The 16,637-nt window shown below is 39.7% G+C and carries 15 protein-coding genes and 1 pseudogene; 14 read left to right on the forward strand and 2 right to left on the reverse strand.

Annotation, left to right across the window (positions count from 1 at the left end):
- Positions 1 to 15: 15 nt before the first annotated feature.
- From V471_RS07105 to V471_RS07115, 3 genes are read left to right on the forward strand one after another with little or no spacing between them, the layout of a single operon-like run.
- Positions 16 to 1,554 (forward strand): ABC transporter ATP-binding protein, encoded by a 1,539-nt coding sequence (locus V471_RS07105; RefSeq protein WP_084871338.1) that lies wholly within the window; start codon positions 16 to 18, stop codon positions 1,552 to 1,554.
- Entirely contained in the window at positions 1,547 to 2,614 is a 1,068-nt protein-coding gene (locus V471_RS07110) for an ABC transporter permease (RefSeq protein ID WP_004182400.1), read from the forward strand. Before V471_RS07105 ends, V471_RS07110 begins: the two co-directional genes overlap by 8 nt.
- A gap of 1 nt (position 2,615) precedes the next feature.
- On the forward strand, positions 2,616 to 3,572 hold the full coding sequence (locus tag V471_RS07115) for an ABC transporter permease (protein WP_004182401.1): 957 nt from the start codon (positions 2,616 to 2,618) through the stop codon (positions 3,570 to 3,572).
- Positions 3,573 to 3,636: 64 nt separating this feature from the next.
- On the opposite strand, the pseudogene V471_RS07120 reads toward V471_RS07115, so the two are convergent.
- Positions 3,637 to 4,886: pseudogene (locus tag V471_RS07120) on the reverse strand (ISL3 family transposase).
- Positions 4,887 to 5,071: 185 nt separating this feature from the next.
- Positions 5,072 to 5,707 (reverse strand): MBL fold metallo-hydrolase, encoded by a 636-nt coding sequence (locus V471_RS07125; RefSeq protein WP_045768638.1) that lies wholly within the window; start codon positions 5,705 to 5,707, stop codon positions 5,072 to 5,074.
- Positions 5,708 to 5,802: 95 nt separating this feature from the next.
- Between V471_RS07125 and V471_RS07130 the strand changes: the two genes are divergently transcribed.
- From V471_RS07130 to queF, 11 genes are all read left to right on the forward strand, one after another.
- Positions 5,803 to 8,289, forward strand: coding sequence for a bifunctional DnaQ family exonuclease/ATP-dependent helicase (locus V471_RS07130; protein WP_084871339.1), 2,487 nt, complete (start codon positions 5,803 to 5,805; stop codon positions 8,287 to 8,289).
- A 157-nt stretch (positions 8,290 to 8,446) separates the two neighbouring features.
- Positions 8,447 to 8,929: a cell wall elongation regulator TseB-like domain-containing protein gene (locus V471_RS07135; protein ID WP_070847407.1), complete on the forward strand. Its 483-nt coding sequence runs from the start codon at positions 8,447 to 8,449 to the stop codon at positions 8,927 to 8,929.
- Positions 8,930 to 8,933: 4 nt separating this feature from the next.
- Positions 8,934 to 10,115 carry a pyridoxal phosphate-dependent aminotransferase gene (locus V471_RS07140; RefSeq protein WP_045768641.1) on the forward strand — a complete coding sequence of 394 codons (1,182 nt, stop codon included), beginning with the start codon at positions 8,934 to 8,936 and terminating at the stop codon, positions 10,113 to 10,115.
- 36 nt (positions 10,116 to 10,151) lie between these two features.
- On the forward strand, positions 10,152 to 11,498 hold the full coding sequence (gene asnS, locus V471_RS07145; protein WP_002891115.1) for an asparagine--tRNA ligase: 1,347 nt from the start codon (positions 10,152 to 10,154) through the stop codon (positions 11,496 to 11,498).
- Positions 11,499 to 11,524: 26 nt separating this feature from the next.
- The gene (locus V471_RS07150) at positions 11,525 to 11,932 is read left to right on the forward strand and encodes a hypothetical protein (protein WP_013990480.1); all 408 of its coding nucleotides are present in this window, start codon (positions 11,525 to 11,527) and stop codon (positions 11,930 to 11,932) included.
- 109 nt (positions 11,933 to 12,041) lie between these two features.
- Positions 12,042 to 13,241, forward strand: coding sequence for an MFS transporter (locus V471_RS07155; protein WP_013990481.1), 1,200 nt, complete (start codon positions 12,042 to 12,044; stop codon positions 13,239 to 13,241).
- A gap of 352 nt (positions 13,242 to 13,593) precedes the next feature.
- Positions 13,594 to 13,974, forward strand: a complete 381-nt coding sequence (locus V471_RS07160) for a RidA family protein (protein ID WP_002891112.1) — start codon at positions 13,594 to 13,596, stop codon at positions 13,972 to 13,974.
- Between the two features lie 174 nt (positions 13,975 to 14,148).
- Positions 14,149 to 14,802, forward strand: a complete 654-nt coding sequence (queC, locus tag V471_RS07165) for a 7-cyano-7-deazaguanine synthase QueC (RefSeq protein WP_004182407.1) — start codon at positions 14,149 to 14,151, stop codon at positions 14,800 to 14,802.
- The gene (gene queD / locus V471_RS07170; protein WP_045768642.1) at positions 14,802 to 15,245 is read left to right on the forward strand and encodes a 6-carboxytetrahydropterin synthase QueD; all 444 of its coding nucleotides are present in this window, start codon (positions 14,802 to 14,804) and stop codon (positions 15,243 to 15,245) included. The genes queC and queD overlap by 1 nt, the downstream gene beginning before the upstream one ends.
- Complete coding sequence (gene queE, locus V471_RS07175) at positions 15,238 to 15,954, forward strand: 7-carboxy-7-deazaguanine synthase QueE (protein ID WP_004182409.1); 717 nt, start codon at positions 15,238 to 15,240, stop codon at positions 15,952 to 15,954. The genes queD and queE overlap by 8 nt, the downstream gene beginning before the upstream one ends.
- Positions 15,955 to 16,076: 122 nt before the next feature.
- Positions 16,077 to 16,568: a preQ(1) synthase gene (queF, locus tag V471_RS07180; RefSeq protein WP_003097375.1), complete on the forward strand. Its 492-nt coding sequence runs from the start codon at positions 16,077 to 16,079 to the stop codon at positions 16,566 to 16,568.
- Positions 16,569 to 16,637: the final 69 nt, after the last annotated feature.

The following is a 16,637-nucleotide window of genomic DNA, read 5'->3' on the forward strand; positions in this document are numbered from 1 at the left end:
CTGAAAGGAGATTGTATGACGAAGCCAAATGTCATTGAGATGCACGATATTACCAAAAAATTTGGTGAATTTGTGGCAAATGATCATATCAATCTTGATGTGAGACAAGGAGAAATCCACGCCCTCCTCGGTGAAAATGGTGCAGGTAAGTCAACTTTAATGAATATGCTTTCAGGTCTTTTGCAACCTACGAGCGGAACCATTAAGGTTAAAGGACAAGAGGTGACGATTGATTCACCATCTAAAGCAACGAAACTGGGGATTGGGATGGTTCACCAACACTTTATGTTGGTTGAAGCTTTTACAGTTGCTGAGAATATCATTTTGGGTAGTGAGGTAACCAAAGCTGGTGGAGTACTTGATATGAAGAAGGCTACCAAGGAAATTACTGAACTCTCTGAAAGATATGGTCTTGCAGTAGATCCAACTGCCAAAGTAGCAGATATCTCTGTTGGTGCTCAACAACGTGTTGAAATCCTTAAGACTCTCTATCGTGGGGCTGATATCTTGATCTTCGATGAACCGACTGCGGTATTGACTCCGTCTGAAATTACTGAACTTCTAAACATTATGAAGACCTTGGTTAAGGAAGGTAAGTCAATTATCCTTATTACCCATAAGTTGGATGAAATCCGTGCAGTATCTGATCGTGTCACTGTCATTAGACGTGGTAAATCAATTGATACAGTAACGATTGAAGGGTCAACAAATGCTGACTTGGCCGAAATGATGGTTGGTCATCAGGTTTCCTTCAAAACAGAGAAAATTCCTTCAAATCCAAAAGAAGTTGTTCTTTCTATTAAAGATTTGGTGGTTAACGAGAACCGTGGAATTCCAGCTGTGAAAAATCTGTCATTAGATGTTCGTGCTGGTGAAATCATCGGTATTGCCGGTATCGATGGCAATGGTCAGACAGAACTTGTCCAAGCGATTACAGGACTTCGTAAAGTTAAGTCAGGTGATATTACCATCAAGGGTGAATCGATTATCCATAAGACAACTCGTCAGATTACTGAAATGAGTGTTGGTCATATTCCTGAAGGTCGTCACCGTGATGGTATGGTCCTTGAAATGACAGTTGCTGAAAATATCGCTCTTCAAACCTACTACAAAGAACCAAATTCTAAGAATGGTATCTTGAACTATAGTGTCATCAATGCAAAAGCGCGTGAATTGATGAAAGAATTTGATGTTCGTGGTGCGGGAGAGTTAATTGCTGGTGGTGAATTGTCAGGTGGTAACCAACAAAAAGCTGTTATCGCTCGTGAGATTGACCGTGACCCAGAACTTCTTATTGTAAGTCAACCAACTCGTGGTCTTGACGTTGGTGCTATTGAGTACATCCGTAAACGTATTATCGCTGAACGTGATAAAGGTAAGGCTGTTATTGTTGTCAGCTTTGAATTGGATGAAATTCTTGATATGTCAGACAGAATTGCGGTTATCTATGATGGTGCAATTCAGGGAATTCTAGATCCTGCTGAAACGAATAAGCAAGATCTTGGTATTCTTATGGCTGGTGGACAATTGAATAAGGAGGAAGCAAATGTCTAAAAAAGTACAAAATTGGGCAGTTCCTTTAATTGCTGTCCTCTTGGGAATGTTGATTGGAGCCGTTTTGATGTTAATCTTCGGTTACGATCCATTCTGGGCTTACTACGATCTCTTCACAACGGCCTTCGGTTCATTGAAAAATATTGGTGAAATTCTTCGTGCCATGAGTCCGCTGATTCTGATTGCACTTGGATTCTCTGTTGCCTCTAAGGCAGGTTTCTTTAACGTAGGTTTGCCAGGACAGGCCTTGGCAGGATGGGTTTCTGCTGTATGGTTTGCCTTGTCATTCCCTGATTTGCCAAAGGTGGTTTCAGTTATCTGTACAGTCATTATTGGTCTGGTTGCAGGTGGTATCGCTGGGGCTATTCCAGGTATTCTCCGTGCTTACTTGGGAACAAGTGAGGTCATTGTAACCATCATGATGAACTACATCATTTTGTATGTGGCGAACAATATTATTCGCTTTGGATTTACAGCTGATATGTTGCGTTCTTCAGAAGCATCTAACAAGGTTGTAGCCTCAGCTAGTTATCAAACAGAGTTCTTATCTCAAATAACTGGTGGTTCGCGTTTCAATATTGGTTTCTTCCTGGCTCTTGCAGCTGCCTTCTTAGTTTGGTTCTTGCTTAAGAAAACAACAACTGGTTTTGAAATTACCTCTGTAGGTCTTAATCCTCATGCATCAGAGTATGCAGGAATGTCATCTAAACGTGTTATTATCATGTCAATGATTATCTCAGGTGCTCTTTGTGGTCTTGGAGGAACAGTAGAAGGACTTGGTACATTCCAAAATGTCTTCGTTCAAAACGCTTCATTGGCTATCGGTTGGAACGGTATGGCGGTTGCGCTTTTAGCGTCTAACTCACCTATCGGTATTCCATTTGCCGCCCTCCTTTATGGTGTCTTGTCTATTGGTAAGAGTGGTATGATTGGCGTGCCACCTGAAATCATTGATGTTGTTTCAGCCTTGATTATCTTCTTTGTTGGTGCTAACTACATCATTAGATATTGGGTTCGCCCTCGTCATAAATCAGTGAAAGCTAAAGGAGGACAGAACTAATATGGACTTTATTACAATTATAGCCTTGATCGTTGCCTCTATGTTGAAATACTCAGCACCATTGATTTTTACAAGTATCGGTGGAACTTTCTCTGAACGAGGTGGTATCGTAAATGTCGGCCTTGAAGGAATTATGGTAATTGGTGCTTTCGCAGGTGTTCTCTTTAACTTGACTTTTGCAGAAAGTTTTGGAAACGCGACACCTTGGATTGCTGCGATTGTAGCAGGTCTGATTGGCGTTCTCTATTCATTGCTCCATGCGGTTGCGACAATTAACTTCCGTGCGGACCATGTTGTCTCTGGTACAGTGTTGAACCTTATCGCACCCTCTTTGGCAGTATTCTTGACACGTGTTATCTATGGTGCTGGTCAAACACCTGCTATCAGTCATAACTTTAAGACTGTATCATTCCCAATCTTGGATCATATCCCTTTCTTGGGTAAAGTTTTCTTCACTAATGTTTCTTTGGTAGCGTATGTTGCTATCTTGGTTTCAGTAGCATCATGGTGGCTTATCTTCAAGACACGCTTTGGTTTGCGACTTCGTTCAGTTGGTGAGCACCCACAGGCAGCGGATACACTTGGTATTAACGTTTATCGTATGCGCTACTATGGCGTTATGATTTCAGGTTTCCTTGGTGGTGTTGGTGGTGCGGTATATGCTCAATCCATCTCTAACAACTTTGCTGTTACAACAATTGCAGGTCCTGGTTTCATCGCCTTGGCTGCTATGATTTTTGGTCGTTGGAGTCCAATCGGAGCTATGCTCTCAAGTTTGTTCTTTGGATTGTCACAATCATTGGCAATCATTGGAAAACAGCTTCCACTTATTTCACATGTACCAAATGTGTATTTGCAAATTGCACCATATATCTTGACTATTATTGTCTTGGCTGCTTTCTTCGGTAAAGCCGTTGCACCTAAAGCAGATGGTGTTAACTATATCAAATCTAAATAAACACACTACAGTGTTTCAGATAAGGGCTCTTTGTCAACTGTAGTGGGTGACGAAAAGCTAACATCTAGAGAGGACCTGATAGGTCTTCTCTTTTTTTATGTTTAGAGTGATGAAGACACGTTTCTTAAAGTTGATGAAGTTTCTAAAACCGAAGCCCAACCGTTTGATGTCTTTGATCAACTTGTTAGTCGCTTCGAGTTTCGCGTTTGAATAGTCAGTTTCTAGCGCATTCTTGATGTATTGCTTGTGTCTAAGAAAAGTCCTAAAGACCGTTTGAAAGTAGTGATTGACCTTGCTCATGTTCTCCTCTATTGACTCAAAAAACTCATCTACCCTCTTCTCCTGAAAGTGAAAAAGCAAAAGCTGATAGAGGTTGTAGTCATTAGCGAGCTCTTCTGAAAAGTCTAGAGTCTTCTCAACGACTTCATGTGGTGCTAAAGTTTGTCGGAAAGTCTTTGAATAAAAAGAGTTGAGCGATAGCTTACGGCTGTCCTTTTGAAAGAGTCGCCAGTGATTTTTCAAGGCTCGATAGGGTAGTGACTTCTTATCAAACTGGTTCATAATAGCAATTCTTGTCTTTAAAAATGCTCGACCAAGGTGCTGGATAATGTGGAAACGATCAAGAACGATTTTGGCGTTTGGAAAAAGTTTTTTGGCTAGTGGCATATAGGTCCCAGACATATCCATCGTGATAAACTGTACCTGTTGTCGGACTTTCAATGGATACTTCAAAAAGTAGTTTCGTATAGTGGTTTGGCGACGATTATCAAGGATGGTTATGAGTTCGTTTGTCTCATAATTCTGGGCTACAAAAGCGAATTCCCCTTTCTTGAACCCAAACTCATCCCAGGACATAACAGTAGGGAGCTTGTCATAATGTTCCTTGAAAGTAAACTGGTCGAGCTTACGATAGACAGTGGACGTCGACACACGAAGCTTTCTGGCAATATCAGTTAGTGACATCTTCTCAGTTAGTAGTTGTGTAACCTTTTGTCGGACAAGGTTGGAGATTTGACAGTTTTTCTCAACGATTGATGTCTCAGCTACCGTGACTCTCCTACAATTTTTACACTGGAAGCGGCGTTTCTTCAGACGTAGTAGTGTTGGAGTTCCCGCTTGTTCGAGAAGAGGGATTTTAGAAGGCTTTTGAAAGTCGTACTTGATCATTTTTCCATGGCAATGAGGACATGATGGTGCAGGATAATCGAGTTTTGCTTGAATCTCTATATGAGTGTCAGTTTCAAAAACAAGTGAAATCTTGATGTTTTGGTCTTTAATTCCGATTAATTCTGTGGTATTCTTAATAAGTCTCATAAGTTCTTCCTAATGATGGTTTGGTTGCTTTTCATTATAGTTCTTATGGGACTTTTTGTCTGCATTCAAAAAGCTCTATAATCTCTACAGTGATTTTACCCACTACAGAAATTATAGAGCCTTTTTTATTCGAGAAAAAAAGCTTGTTAGTACTTACTAAAGTAGGTGTAGACAAGCTTTTGTTTTTATGAAAAATGTGGGTTAAAGACCTTTTCATGACCAATAGTGGTGTCCCATCCATGACCTGGGAAAACTCTGTAGTGGTTAGGAAGTGTAAAGAGTTGTTCTTTAATACTAGTGAGTAATTGTTCGTGGTTCCCTGTTGGAAGGTCCCAGCGTCCAATTGTTTCTTTAAAGAGGGCATCACCAGAAAATACAGTTTCTTCTTTATCAAAGATAAAAGAAACACCTCCAATAGAGTGTCCTGGGGTTGGAACAACTTTAAACTGGAAATCCTCGATGTTATAGTCCTGAGTGAAATCGAAGTAGTATTCTGCTGGATTGACAATAACGTCTTCCATATCGTCATGACGTGGAAGTCCAGATAAATTATCAATAGGATTCAGCAACCAGTCCTTTTCAGCTTCAGCAACGTAAACAGGAGGATGATTGTATGCCTGACGGACTGCCTCAACACTCATAATGTGGTCGTAGTGTGTATGTGTCAAAAGGATAGCAGCAACCGGTTTGTCGATTGCTTTAAGTTCAGCTAAGATACTAGAAGTATCACTTCCTGGATCAATGACTAGACAGGCTGTATCGTTTTCTAAAATATAGGTATTTTCCTGGGCAACAGGATTTAAAATTCGTCTTATTTTCATAGCTCTAGTGTAGCACGAATTTCAGGCTTTTTCCAATATCAGAATGATGGCTTTATCTTTTTTTGGGGCTTTGGATATGCTATAATAAGGTCACTATGAGTGAAAAAAACACGAATAAATATGCCATTGTTGACTTGGAAGCAACCTCCGCTTCGTCAACGGCTAGTATTATACAGGTGGGAATTGTCATCATGCAAAATGGTCAGGTGATTGACGAATTTGCGAGTGATGTTAACCCACACCAAGAACTCGATGATCACATTATTCATTTAACAGGGATTACCGATCAGCAGTTGGCTCAAGCCCCAGATTTCTCAGAAATTGCTAGAACCATTTTTGAACTGATTGAGGACTGTATTTTTGTTGCCCATAATGTTAAATTTGACGCTAATTTGCTTGCTGAGACACTTTTCATGGAGGGCTTCGAACTAAGAACTCCTCGTGTGGATACTGTCGAATTGGCTCAAGTCTTTTATCCGACGTTAGAACAATATAAGCTATCTCATTTATCCAAGGTTCTTAATCTTGACCTAGCTCAGGCCCATACCGCTATTGAAGATGCGAGAGCGACCGGACAGCTTTTGTTTCATTTGATGGATAAGATTGCTAGCTTACCTAGACAGACCATTGAGATGCTTTTGACCTTTTCAGATAGTCTTCTTTTTGAGACTGAATTGGTTATTCGTGATGCTATAAGAGGTCAAAATTTAGGCCTTTCAAAAGAATATGTCATGCTTGAAGAATCTGGAATTGTTCTTCGTAGACCTTTGACTTATAAGTCTGAACGAAAACTGTCTCAAGATTTTGATACCAATATTGCTCTCTTAGATTTGGAGTCACGGCCTAAACAAAAAGAGTTTGCTGAGGCAGTAAGAAGGGAGCTTGATAATACTGATATTTCCATGATTCAGGCTCAGACTGGAATTGGGAAAACCTATGGCTATTTGCTTCCCTTGTTGGCGCAATCTGATGTAGATAAAGTGGTGGTGGCTGTTCCGACCAAGCTCCTTCAAAATCAGATTATGAATCAGGAAGCTAAAGCCTTGTCTGCTGTCTTTAATATTAACTTTCATAGTCTCAAAGGACCTCAGAATTATATCAAGTTAGATGCCTTCTACCAAACTTTACTTCGTCAGGATAGTAACCGTTTGGTTAATCGTTACAAAATGCAACTTTTGGTTTGGTTGACTGAAACAGAGACAGGGGATCTTGACGAAATCAGACAGAAACAGCGCTATATGGCTTATTTCGATGAGATTAAGCACGATGGTAAGTTAAAAGCTGACAGTCTTTTTGCTGAATATGATTTTTGGCAACAGTCCTACCAAAAAGCTCAGGAAGCTAGGGTAGTTGTAACCAACCATGCTTATCTGTTGACTCGTATGGAAGATGATCATGATTTTGTTCGAGGAAAGACTCTTGTGATTGATGAGGGGCAAAAGATGGTTCTGGCTTTGGAACAATTTTCACGTCATCAAGTCAATCTTACGGTCCTTTTGCAACATATTCATCGAATTCTTGATAGTGGTAGTCAAAGCTTGCTTCAACAACGCTTGCTCGAAAATCTGCAGTTTGAAGTTTCTCATCTAATCCAAGAACATCAACAATTTCCTCAGAAGCAGTATAATCGCCAGCAATTAGATCGTTTGCTACAAACCATTTCTGAACTGGAAGGTGAAAGTGATTTGATGGAGATGTTGTCTCCACTGAAGACACCGCTTTACAGCCATTTCTGGCTTGAAACAGATTATTATCAGGAACATCGTGTGACTTATTTAAAGGCGTCACGCCAAGAGCTCTTAGAGCTTTCTGCTTATCTACCAAGTGCCCAAAAAGTGATAATTGTTTCAGCAACTATTGATGTGGGACCTGATGTAGATGTGGCTGATTTGTTGGGCTTAGATCAAGTACGCAAGGTTAGCCTCCCAATGGATACTTTACCCAATCAAGCTATTTGGATTGATCAAAGCATGCCTATTATTGGTATTACTTCTGAGGAAGAGTATGAAGTTGCTCTTGCAAAGCGTCTCCAGAAGCTATCTGAAATGGACTATCCAATTTTAGTACTATTTACATCTCGAAAGAGTATGATGGCTGTTTCAGATTTATTGGATCATAGGGAAGTTCGTCACCTAACTCAAGAGAAAAATGGGACTGCTTTTAATGTCAAAAAACGTTTTGACAGAGGTGAGACCAATCTCCTTCTGGGTATGGGGTCGTTCTGGGAAGGTGTTGACTTTGCCCAACAAGATAGGGTAATTGAGGTTATTGCACGTCTGCCGTTTGACAATCCTAAGGATCCTTTCTATCAAAAGATTGAATCTTGGTTTTCTAAGCAAGGAAAGAGCACCTTTGATAGTTACAGTCTTCCCATGACGGTTTTACGTTTTAAACAAGCTATTGGACGTGCTCAAAGACGTCCAGAACAGCGCTCGGCTATTCTTCTTATGGATAATCGCCCGCTCGTTAAGAGTTATGGAAAACTATTTCTAAAAGAAGTCACACAAGAAGTGGCGCTTAAGCACGCTAAGTTCGAGGAAGTCAAAGAGGATATTCAGGATTTCTTAGAAAAAGAAAGTTAACTTTTTCAAACTAACCTTTTCTATGATTACTCAGGCTTTATGAATTTTACTGACTTATAAAAAAGATAGACTTAATTGCTCAATACTAGCTATATTGCTATGTAAAGATTTATCATTTTCTGATATAATAAATTCAGAAACTTTTTTAGGAGGCATTATGCGTAAACAACGTTCACCCTGGACCAAAAAGCAACAGTTCATTTTTGGAATAATTGTAATCGTTGTGACCTTAATTGCCTCTTTGACTGCTATTCTTATTGTAGCGACTAAGCCTTATGTAGACGCCGAAAAGAAGGTTATTGCCATAGCAGAGAGCAAAGCAGATATTAAGACTGTTACTGAATTTGATATCTACCATGGTGAGGCTACCTATTACGGGCTTCTTGGAAAGTCTGGTCAAGGTGAGAAACTGGCTGTTATCGTGAGTCATGATTCAGGTGAGGTTGATATCTACAAGCAATCTGATGGTATAAGTAAGTCAGTGGCTAAGAAAGCTGCTAAAGCCTATGGTGCTAAGGAGATATCCTATGTCCACCTAGGAAAATATGGCAAAACTCCTATTTGGGAAGTGAAGTCAGGAACCCAGTATTATCTGGTTGATTTTATCTCAGGTCAGGTTATTAAAGTGGAAGGACTATAATGAAATGACAAAATTATCAAATCGTGTATTACAAATGGAAGAAAGTGTTACTTTAGCTGCCAGTGCGCGTGCTAAAGCTCTTAAAGCTCAAGGGCGTGATATCTTGAGTTTGACACTTGGTGAACCAGATTTTGTGACACCTAAGAACATTCAAGATGCTGCCATTGCCTCTATTGCAAATGGTAAAGCAAGTTTTTATACCGTGGCTTCTGGACTTCCAGAACTTAAGGATGCGATTAGCACTTACATGGAAAATTTCTATGGTTATGCTGTAAAACCAAATGAGGTTGTTGTCGGCACTGGTGCGAAGTTTATCTTATATGCTTTCTTTGCTACGGTCATCAATCCTGGTGATGAAGTCATTATTCCAACACCTTGCTGGGTTTCTTACGTAGACCAAGTTAAAATGGTTGAAGGTGTTCCGGTCACTTTCCAAACGACTGAAGCTAATCAATTTAAAGCAACGGTTGAACAACTTGAAGCGGCTCGTACTGAAAAAACTAAAGTTGTCTTGCTTAATTCTCCATCAAATCCAACAGGAATGATTTATAGTAAGGAAGAATTGCAAGCAATTGGTGACTGGGCGGTTGAGCACGATATCTTGATTTTAGCAGATGATATCTATGGCCGTTTGGTCTATAATGGCAACACCTTTACTCCAATTTCTAGTCTTTCAGATGCCATTCGTAAGCAAACAATTGTGATTAATGGTGTTTCAAAGACTTATGCTATGACAGGTTGGCGTGTTGGTTTTGCTGTCGGAGATCCAGAAATTATTTCAGGTATGGCTAAGATTATCAGTCAAACGACATCAAATCTTACAGCAGTTTCTCAATATGCTGCGATTGAAGCCTTAACAGGTGATCAGTCTTCGATCGAAGAAATGCGTCAAGCTTTTGAGGAACGTTTGAATACGATTTATCCACTCCTAGCTGAAGTGCCTGGCTTTGAAGTCATCAAACCTCAAGGTGCCTTTTACCTCTTCCCTAATGTTAAAAAAGCGATGGAAATCAAAGGCTACACAAATGTTAATGATTTTACAAATGCTATCCTTGAAGAGGCTGAAGTCGCTTTGGTAACAGGTGCAGGATTCGGCGCACCTGAAAATATTCGTCTTAGCTATGCAACAGACTTGGATACTTTGAAAGAAGCAGTCCGCCGAATCAAAGCCTTTATGGAAAAATAGAATTAATATAGATCGAAAGAAAAGAGAAGTAATTACATGTCTAAACAATTAGTTTCAATTATTGATGTGCCTAAACACGTGGGCGAAGAAATCACTATCGGTGCATGGGTAGCTAACAAATCAGGTAAAGGGAAATTGGCCTTTCTTCAATTGCGTGATGGAACTGCCTTCTTCCAAGCGGTAGCTTTCAAACCTAACTTCATCGAAAAATACGGTGAAGAAGAAGGTACTGAAAAATTTGATACTGTTAAACGTCTTAGCCAAGAAACATCAGTTTATGTGACTGGTGTGGTCAAAGAAGATGAACGTTCAAAATTTGGTTACGAGTTGGATGTGACAGCAGTAGAAGTCATCGGTGAGTCACATGATTACCCAATCACACCAAAAGAACACGGAACTGACTTCTTGATGGATAATCGTCACCTTTGGTTGCGTTCACGTAAACAAATGGCTGTCCAACAAATTCGTAATGCGATTATTTACGCAACTTACGAATTCTTTGATAAAAATGGTTTCATCAAATTTGATAGTCCAATTTTGTCAGGAAATGCAGCTGAAGATTCAACAGAATTGTTTGAAACGGATTACTTTGGTACACCTGCTTACCTAAGCCAATCTGGTCAGCTTTACCTTGAAGCTGGTGCCATGGCTCTTGGTCGTGTCTTTGACTTCGGTCCTGTTTTCCGTGCCGAAAAATCTAAAACACGCCGTCACTTGACTGAGTTCTGGATGATGGATGCTGAGTATTCATTCTTGTCACATGATGAGTCACTTGATTTGCAAGAAGCTTATGTTAAAGCTCTTATTCAAGGTGTTATTGATCGTGCGCCACAAGCTCTTGAAATCCTTGAACGTGATGTAGATCTTCTTAAGAAATACATTGCTGAGCCATTCAAGCGCGTGTCATATGATGAAGCTATCGATCTTCTTCAAGCACATGAAAATGATGAAGATACTGATTACGAGCACCTTGAACATGGAGATGACTTTGGTTCACCACACGAAACTTGGATTTCTAACTATTTTGGTGTTCCAACATTCGTTGTTAATTATCCAGCAAGCTTCAAGGCCTTCTACATGAAACCAGTTCCTGGTAATCCTGAGCGCGTTCTTTGTGCAGACCTTTTGGCTCCAGAAGGTTATGGTGAAATCATCGGTGGTTCAATGCGTGAAGATGACTACGATGCTCTTGTAGCTAAAATGGATGAACTCGGAATGGACCGTTCAGAATACGAATTCTACCTTGACCTACGTAAATATGGTTCAGTACCACACGGTGGTTTTGGTATCGGTATTGAACGTATGGTTACTTTCGTAGCTGGAACAAAACACATCCGTGAAGCTATTCCATTCCCACGTATGTTGCACCGTATCAAACCATAAGTAAAATTCTTTAGGAGTGCAAAAGTATGAAAAGATGGTTACTTGGTCTTTTGGCCTTACTTTGTATGGTTTCAATGGTAGCTTGCATCAAGTCTGCTCCCTCACTAGAGGGTGAATGGCATGCACAAGATGCCTTAAAGAAGGATTATGCGATTGTTTTCAAGAAAGATAAGGTCAAGATTGGTGAGCAGGATTATAACTATACAGTGGATGGTCCCAAGTCTAAAGATGACTTTACCTATTATTCGCTTAAAGTAAAAGATCAGGGAAAAGAAACGTCTTATACAGTATTTTTCCCAACTAAATCCAAAGAGGTTGCTCTCTTTTTAGAACCAAATGATGAGAAAGAGCCCCTTAAGGGTCAAATGCTCTTTGCACTTAATAAAAAAGAGAAACCAGACTACTATAGCTATGTTAAAAAGTATATGAAATAAAAACGCCAACTGGCGTTTTTACTTTAAATTAAGGAGGTGAGGAAAATGTAGGCAACTCTAAGTAAGTCTTTTAGAAACAATCAAATTACATATTGAAAGTGAGAAAACGATGTTTAAAAGAACTTACAAAGGCAATATTCCACTTCTAGCAGGACTGGAATTCACATCTTATTTTGGAATCACCAGTTTTTGGATTTTATTTTTCATTCAGAATGGTCTTTCCTTACTTCAAATCGGTTTACTAGAAAGTATCTTTCATGGGACAAGTCTCTTGTGTGAGATTCCATCAGGTATGTTGGCCGATCGGTTTAGCTACAAGACCAATCTCTATTTGGCTCGCTTGGCCAGTATTGGATCCTCTGTCTTGATCTTACTTGGTCAGGGAAATTTTTGGATCTATGCGATTGCCATGATGGTCAATGCTTGGTCTTACAATTTTGACTCGGGGAGCAGTACGGCTTTCTTATATGATTCAGCAGTTGAAGCAGGTCAAAAGGACCGCTATCTTCAGATTTCTAGCTTTTTGTCTGGTGTGGCAGAAGTCACCCGAACTCTAGGTACAGTTGTTGCTGGTTTCTTTGTTCACGGAGCCTTGGCCTGGACCTATCATATTGCGATTGGCCTTTCATTAGTTTCCATTCTCTTGATTTTTCTGATGAAGGAGCCAGAAACTAAGAGTGATGAAAGAGATCGCTTAACCTTAAAACGGATATTGGTGGTGGTGAAACAAGAATGGCAGGAGAAACCGGTCTTATTTTACTGGATGCTCACCTATCAACTGCTAGGAACCATCATGTGTATGTTTTATTTTTACTACCAACAGAAAATCAGTGACCTAGCCAGTTGGCAAGTATCGCTCATCATGCTTGTTGGTAGTCTCTTAAATCTTCTAGCTGTTTATCTAGCTAGTCAAATCGGGAAAAAATGGAATAGCAATCAAGTCTTTCCAATTCTGGTTGCGCTGACAGGGTTGGCCTTGCTGTTGGTATGGTTGAGAACTCCATTCGCCTATCTAAGTGTTTATCTCTTGACCAATGCACTTTATGCGGTTTATCAACCCATTTACTACAATGATTTACAAGGCTATTTACCATCCAGTGTACGGGCAACCATGCTGAGCATCAATTCGATGATGTTTAGTCTATCCATGATTGTCATCTTCCCACTGACGGGTTGGTTCATCGATAGTTATGGATTTGTAGTAGTCTTTATCATCCTGGGCCTTGTAACGCTATTCTCTTTCCCTCTCTTACTGATTGGATTGTGGAAAATGGGCAAGATAATAAATAAAGGGACAAAGATGGATTAATATTCCAGACTTTTATTAGTCTACATAAGTTTAAATTGGATAATAGCATCTTGCTTAACAAAATCCGAACGAACTCTCTCTGCTGTGCAGGGAGAGTTTTTTTATCTGATAAATTGTGGTAAAGTAGGCACATCCTTTACAATAAGAATCGAGTCGTGTGAAATCTTTAGGTCAAATGCTCTTTGCACTTAATAAAAAAGATAAACCAGACTACTATAGCTATGTTAAAAAGTATCTGAAATAGTAGGAGAAGGATTAGCCTAGCGCTGATTCTTTTCTTTTTGGAATTATATATTTCAATTTTCAGAATATTTTGTTATAATAGCAACATATTAGTCAAAGGAGAACTATCATGGCAAAAACTATTCATACTGATAAAGCACCAGCAGCAATCGGACCTTATGTTCAAGGTAAAATCGTAGGCAATCTTTTGTTTGCTTCTGGTCAAGTGCCATTGTCACCAGAAACAGGTGAAATCATTGGTGAAACAATTCAAGAACAGACAGAACAAGTTCTTAAAAATGTTGGTGCTATTTTGGCAGAAGCAGGTACAGACTTTGATCACGTTGTTAAAACAACTTGCTTCCTAAGTGACATTAACGATTTCGTTCCATTTAACGAAGTGTATGCAACTGCCTTTACATCTGATTTCCCTGCACGTTCTGCGGTAGAAGTGGCACGTTTGCCAAAAGATGTTAAAATTGAAATCGAAGTTATCGCTGAGATTGATTAATGAAGAGAGCCTTGGCTCTTTTCTTTTTTTCTCAACTATGATAGACTATTAAAGATAAATCATTTTCGATGTTTGGGAGACACCATCGCTAAAAAAAACCATTACTGGCGTTTTTTTGGCTCCCCCAAGGGGCCTTTTTATGTGTCTCAGACATCACGAATAAAGAGGAATATTATGAAACGTCAATCAGCTTTGGTCGTCTTTAGTGGCGGTCAAGATTCTACTACTTGCCTATTTTGGGCTCTAAAACATTATGAAACAGTTGAATTAGTTACTTTTGCTTATGGACAACGTCATAGCTTGGAAATTGAAGTAGCTAAAGAGATTGCGCAAGAACAAGGGCTTAAACACCATGTTTTGGACATGTCTTTGCTTGGTCAAATTACTGAAAATGCTTTAACATCTGATATTGAGATTGAGGCAGAAGAAGGTGAAGTTCCTAATACCTTTGTGGACGGGCGTAACCATCTCTTCCTTTCTTTTGCAGCTGTTCTAGCTAAGCAACGTGGTATTACTGATATTGTTACGGGTGTTTGTGAGACAGACTTTTCTGGTTATCCAGACTGTCGTGATGTATTTGTCAAATCGCTTAATGTCACACTTAATCTAGCCATGGCCTATGATTTTGTTATCCAAACCCCACTCATGTGGTTGGATAAGGCTGAGACTTGGGCTTTGGCTGACCAACTAGGAGCTTTTGACTATGTTCGTGAAAAAACACTAACTTGCTATAACGGTATTATTGGAACTGGTTGCGGGGAATGCCCTGCCTGCCACTTACGTCAAAAAGGTCTTGAAAAATATCTAGCAGAAAGAGGAGAAGCTTAATGTTCTTTGCACCGAAAGAAATCAAAAAAGAAACAGGTGAGTCCTTGGTTTACAATCCTCACCGTACAATGGTTTCTAAAGAGTTTACTTTTGATGCTGCCCACCATCTCTTTAATTATGAAGGTAAATGTAAATCACTTCATGGTCATACCTACCATCTTCAGATTGCAGTAAGTGGCTACTTGGATGAGCGTGGCATGACCTATGATTTTGGTGACCTTAAGCGCATTTATAAGGACCATTTGGAACCTCACTTAGATCACCGTTATCTCAATGAGACATTGCCTTATATGAATACAACTGCGGAAAATATGGTTTTCTGGATTTTCCAGACGACGAGTCAACATTTGCCAGAGGAGAGAGGACTTCGTTTGGAATATGTGCGTCTTTATGAAACACCAACAGCCTTCGCAGAGTTTAGACGGGAGTGGTTGGATGACTAGAGAACGTGTACTCAAACTGCCAGTACTTGAAATTTTTGGACCGACCTTTCAAGGGGAAGGCCGAGCTATCGGGCAAAAGACCATGTTTGTAAGGACAGCAGGATGTGATTACCATTGTGATTGGTGTGATTCTGCCTTTACTTGGGATGGGTCAGAGAAGCCAACACGTATGACAGCTGATGAAGTTATTGAAGCTTTGGATGCGCTAGGAACTTACGACTATGTCACTCTTTCTGGAGGGAACCCAGCTCTTTTAGCGGCAAATATGGCTGAACTCGTTTCAAAACTCAAGGCTAGAGGAGTAACTTTGGCCGTTGAGACACAGGGTTCTCGCTGGCAGGAGTGGTTAAAGGATATTGATCAAGTAACCTTAAGTCCTAAACCACCATCATCCAAGATGGAAGTCAATATGGAAACCCTTGACTTTATTGTTTCACAACTTGATCCTGATAAAGTTACCTTTAAGGTTCCTGTTTTCGACGATGATGATTTAGCCTTTGCTAAAATGATTCAAGAACGTTATCAGCCAGATGTCATGTTTCTTTCGGCTGGTAATCCTGAACCGAAAGCAGAAGGTAATATTGTCCAACATCAATTAGATCGCCTCAAAGAGCTTTGGGAGACAGTAGCCGCTGACGACTCGTGGGGCAATGTGCGTGTTCTCCCTCAGCTTCATACTCTACTCTATGATAATGAGCGCGGTGTCTAATCTTCACATTCTATAAGCTTAGAATTGATAGTATTTTTACTTTTTTAATGATTAACATTAGAAATTTAGATTAAAAATTGACCACATAAAGGTCTATAAAAATTAACAGCAAAGGAAGAAAAATGTCACAACAAGAAGAAATGAAAAACCTCACTCTCCTTGGTAATAAGGAGACACCTTATATTTTTGAATACTCTCCACAAGTCTTGGAGTCTTTTGATAATCGTCATACTGATAATGATTACTTTATCAAATTCAACTGTCCAGAATTTACGTCACTTTGTCCTATTACTGGGCAACCTGATTTTGCCAGTATTTATATTTCTTATATTCCAGACCAGCTTTGCGTTGAGTCTAAATCTCTAAAGCTTTACCTATTTAGTTACCGTAATCACGGAGACTTCCATGAAAACTGTATTAATACCATTGGTAAAGATTTGGTGGAGCTTTTGAACCCTCGTTACTTGGAAGTTTGGGGTAAATTTACACCTCGCGGTGGTATCTCGATTGACCCTTATTATAATTACGGTCGTCCAGAAACTAAGTATGAAAAGATGGCAGAGCAACGTCTCTTTAATCACGATCTTTACCCAGAAAATATTGATAATCGTTAATATCATGCTAAAAGTCCTTATGCAAATAATGGGCTTTTTTTCTTGGTTAAACACCTGTCTTTAGGGCGT

The organism is Streptococcus salivarius, assembly GCF_002094975.1.
GTDB lineage: Bacteria > Bacillota > Bacilli > Lactobacillales > Streptococcaceae > Streptococcus > Streptococcus salivarius_D.

Bases quoted from the DNA above. Each gene is read 5' to 3' on its own strand.
- V471_RS07105 (WP_084871338.1), top strand. From the start codon at position 16: ATGACGAAGCCAAATGTCATTGAGATGCACGATATTACCAAAAAATTT.
- V471_RS07110 (WP_004182400.1), top strand. From the start codon at position 1,547: ATGTCTAAAAAAGTACAAAATTGGGCAGTTCCTTTAATTGCTGTCCTC.
- V471_RS07115 (WP_004182401.1), top strand. From the start codon at position 2,616: ATGGACTTTATTACAATTATAGCCTTGATCGTTGCCTCTATGTTGAAA.
- V471_RS07125 (WP_045768638.1), bottom strand. From the start codon at position 5,707: ATGAAAATAAGACGAATTTTAAATCCTGTTGCCCAGGAAAATACCTAT.
- V471_RS07130 (WP_084871339.1), top strand. From the start codon at position 5,803: ATGAGTGAAAAAAACACGAATAAATATGCCATTGTTGACTTGGAAGCA.
- V471_RS07135 (WP_070847407.1), top strand. From the start codon at position 8,447: ATGCGTAAACAACGTTCACCCTGGACCAAAAAGCAACAGTTCATTTTT.
- V471_RS07140 (WP_045768641.1), top strand. From the start codon at position 8,934: ATGACAAAATTATCAAATCGTGTATTACAAATGGAAGAAAGTGTTACT.
- asnS (WP_002891115.1), top strand. From the start codon at position 10,152: ATGTCTAAACAATTAGTTTCAATTATTGATGTGCCTAAACACGTGGGC.
- V471_RS07150 (WP_013990480.1), top strand. From the start codon at position 11,525: ATGAAAAGATGGTTACTTGGTCTTTTGGCCTTACTTTGTATGGTTTCA.
- V471_RS07155 (WP_013990481.1), top strand. From the start codon at position 12,042: ATGTTTAAAAGAACTTACAAAGGCAATATTCCACTTCTAGCAGGACTG.
- V471_RS07160 (WP_002891112.1), top strand. From the start codon at position 13,594: ATGGCAAAAACTATTCATACTGATAAAGCACCAGCAGCAATCGGACCT.
- queC (WP_004182407.1), top strand. From the start codon at position 14,149: ATGAAACGTCAATCAGCTTTGGTCGTCTTTAGTGGCGGTCAAGATTCT.
- queD (WP_045768642.1), top strand. From the start codon at position 14,802: ATGTTCTTTGCACCGAAAGAAATCAAAAAAGAAACAGGTGAGTCCTTG.
- queE (WP_004182409.1), top strand. From the start codon at position 15,238: ATGACTAGAGAACGTGTACTCAAACTGCCAGTACTTGAAATTTTTGGA.
- queF (WP_003097375.1), top strand. From the start codon at position 16,077: ATGTCACAACAAGAAGAAATGAAAAACCTCACTCTCCTTGGTAATAAG.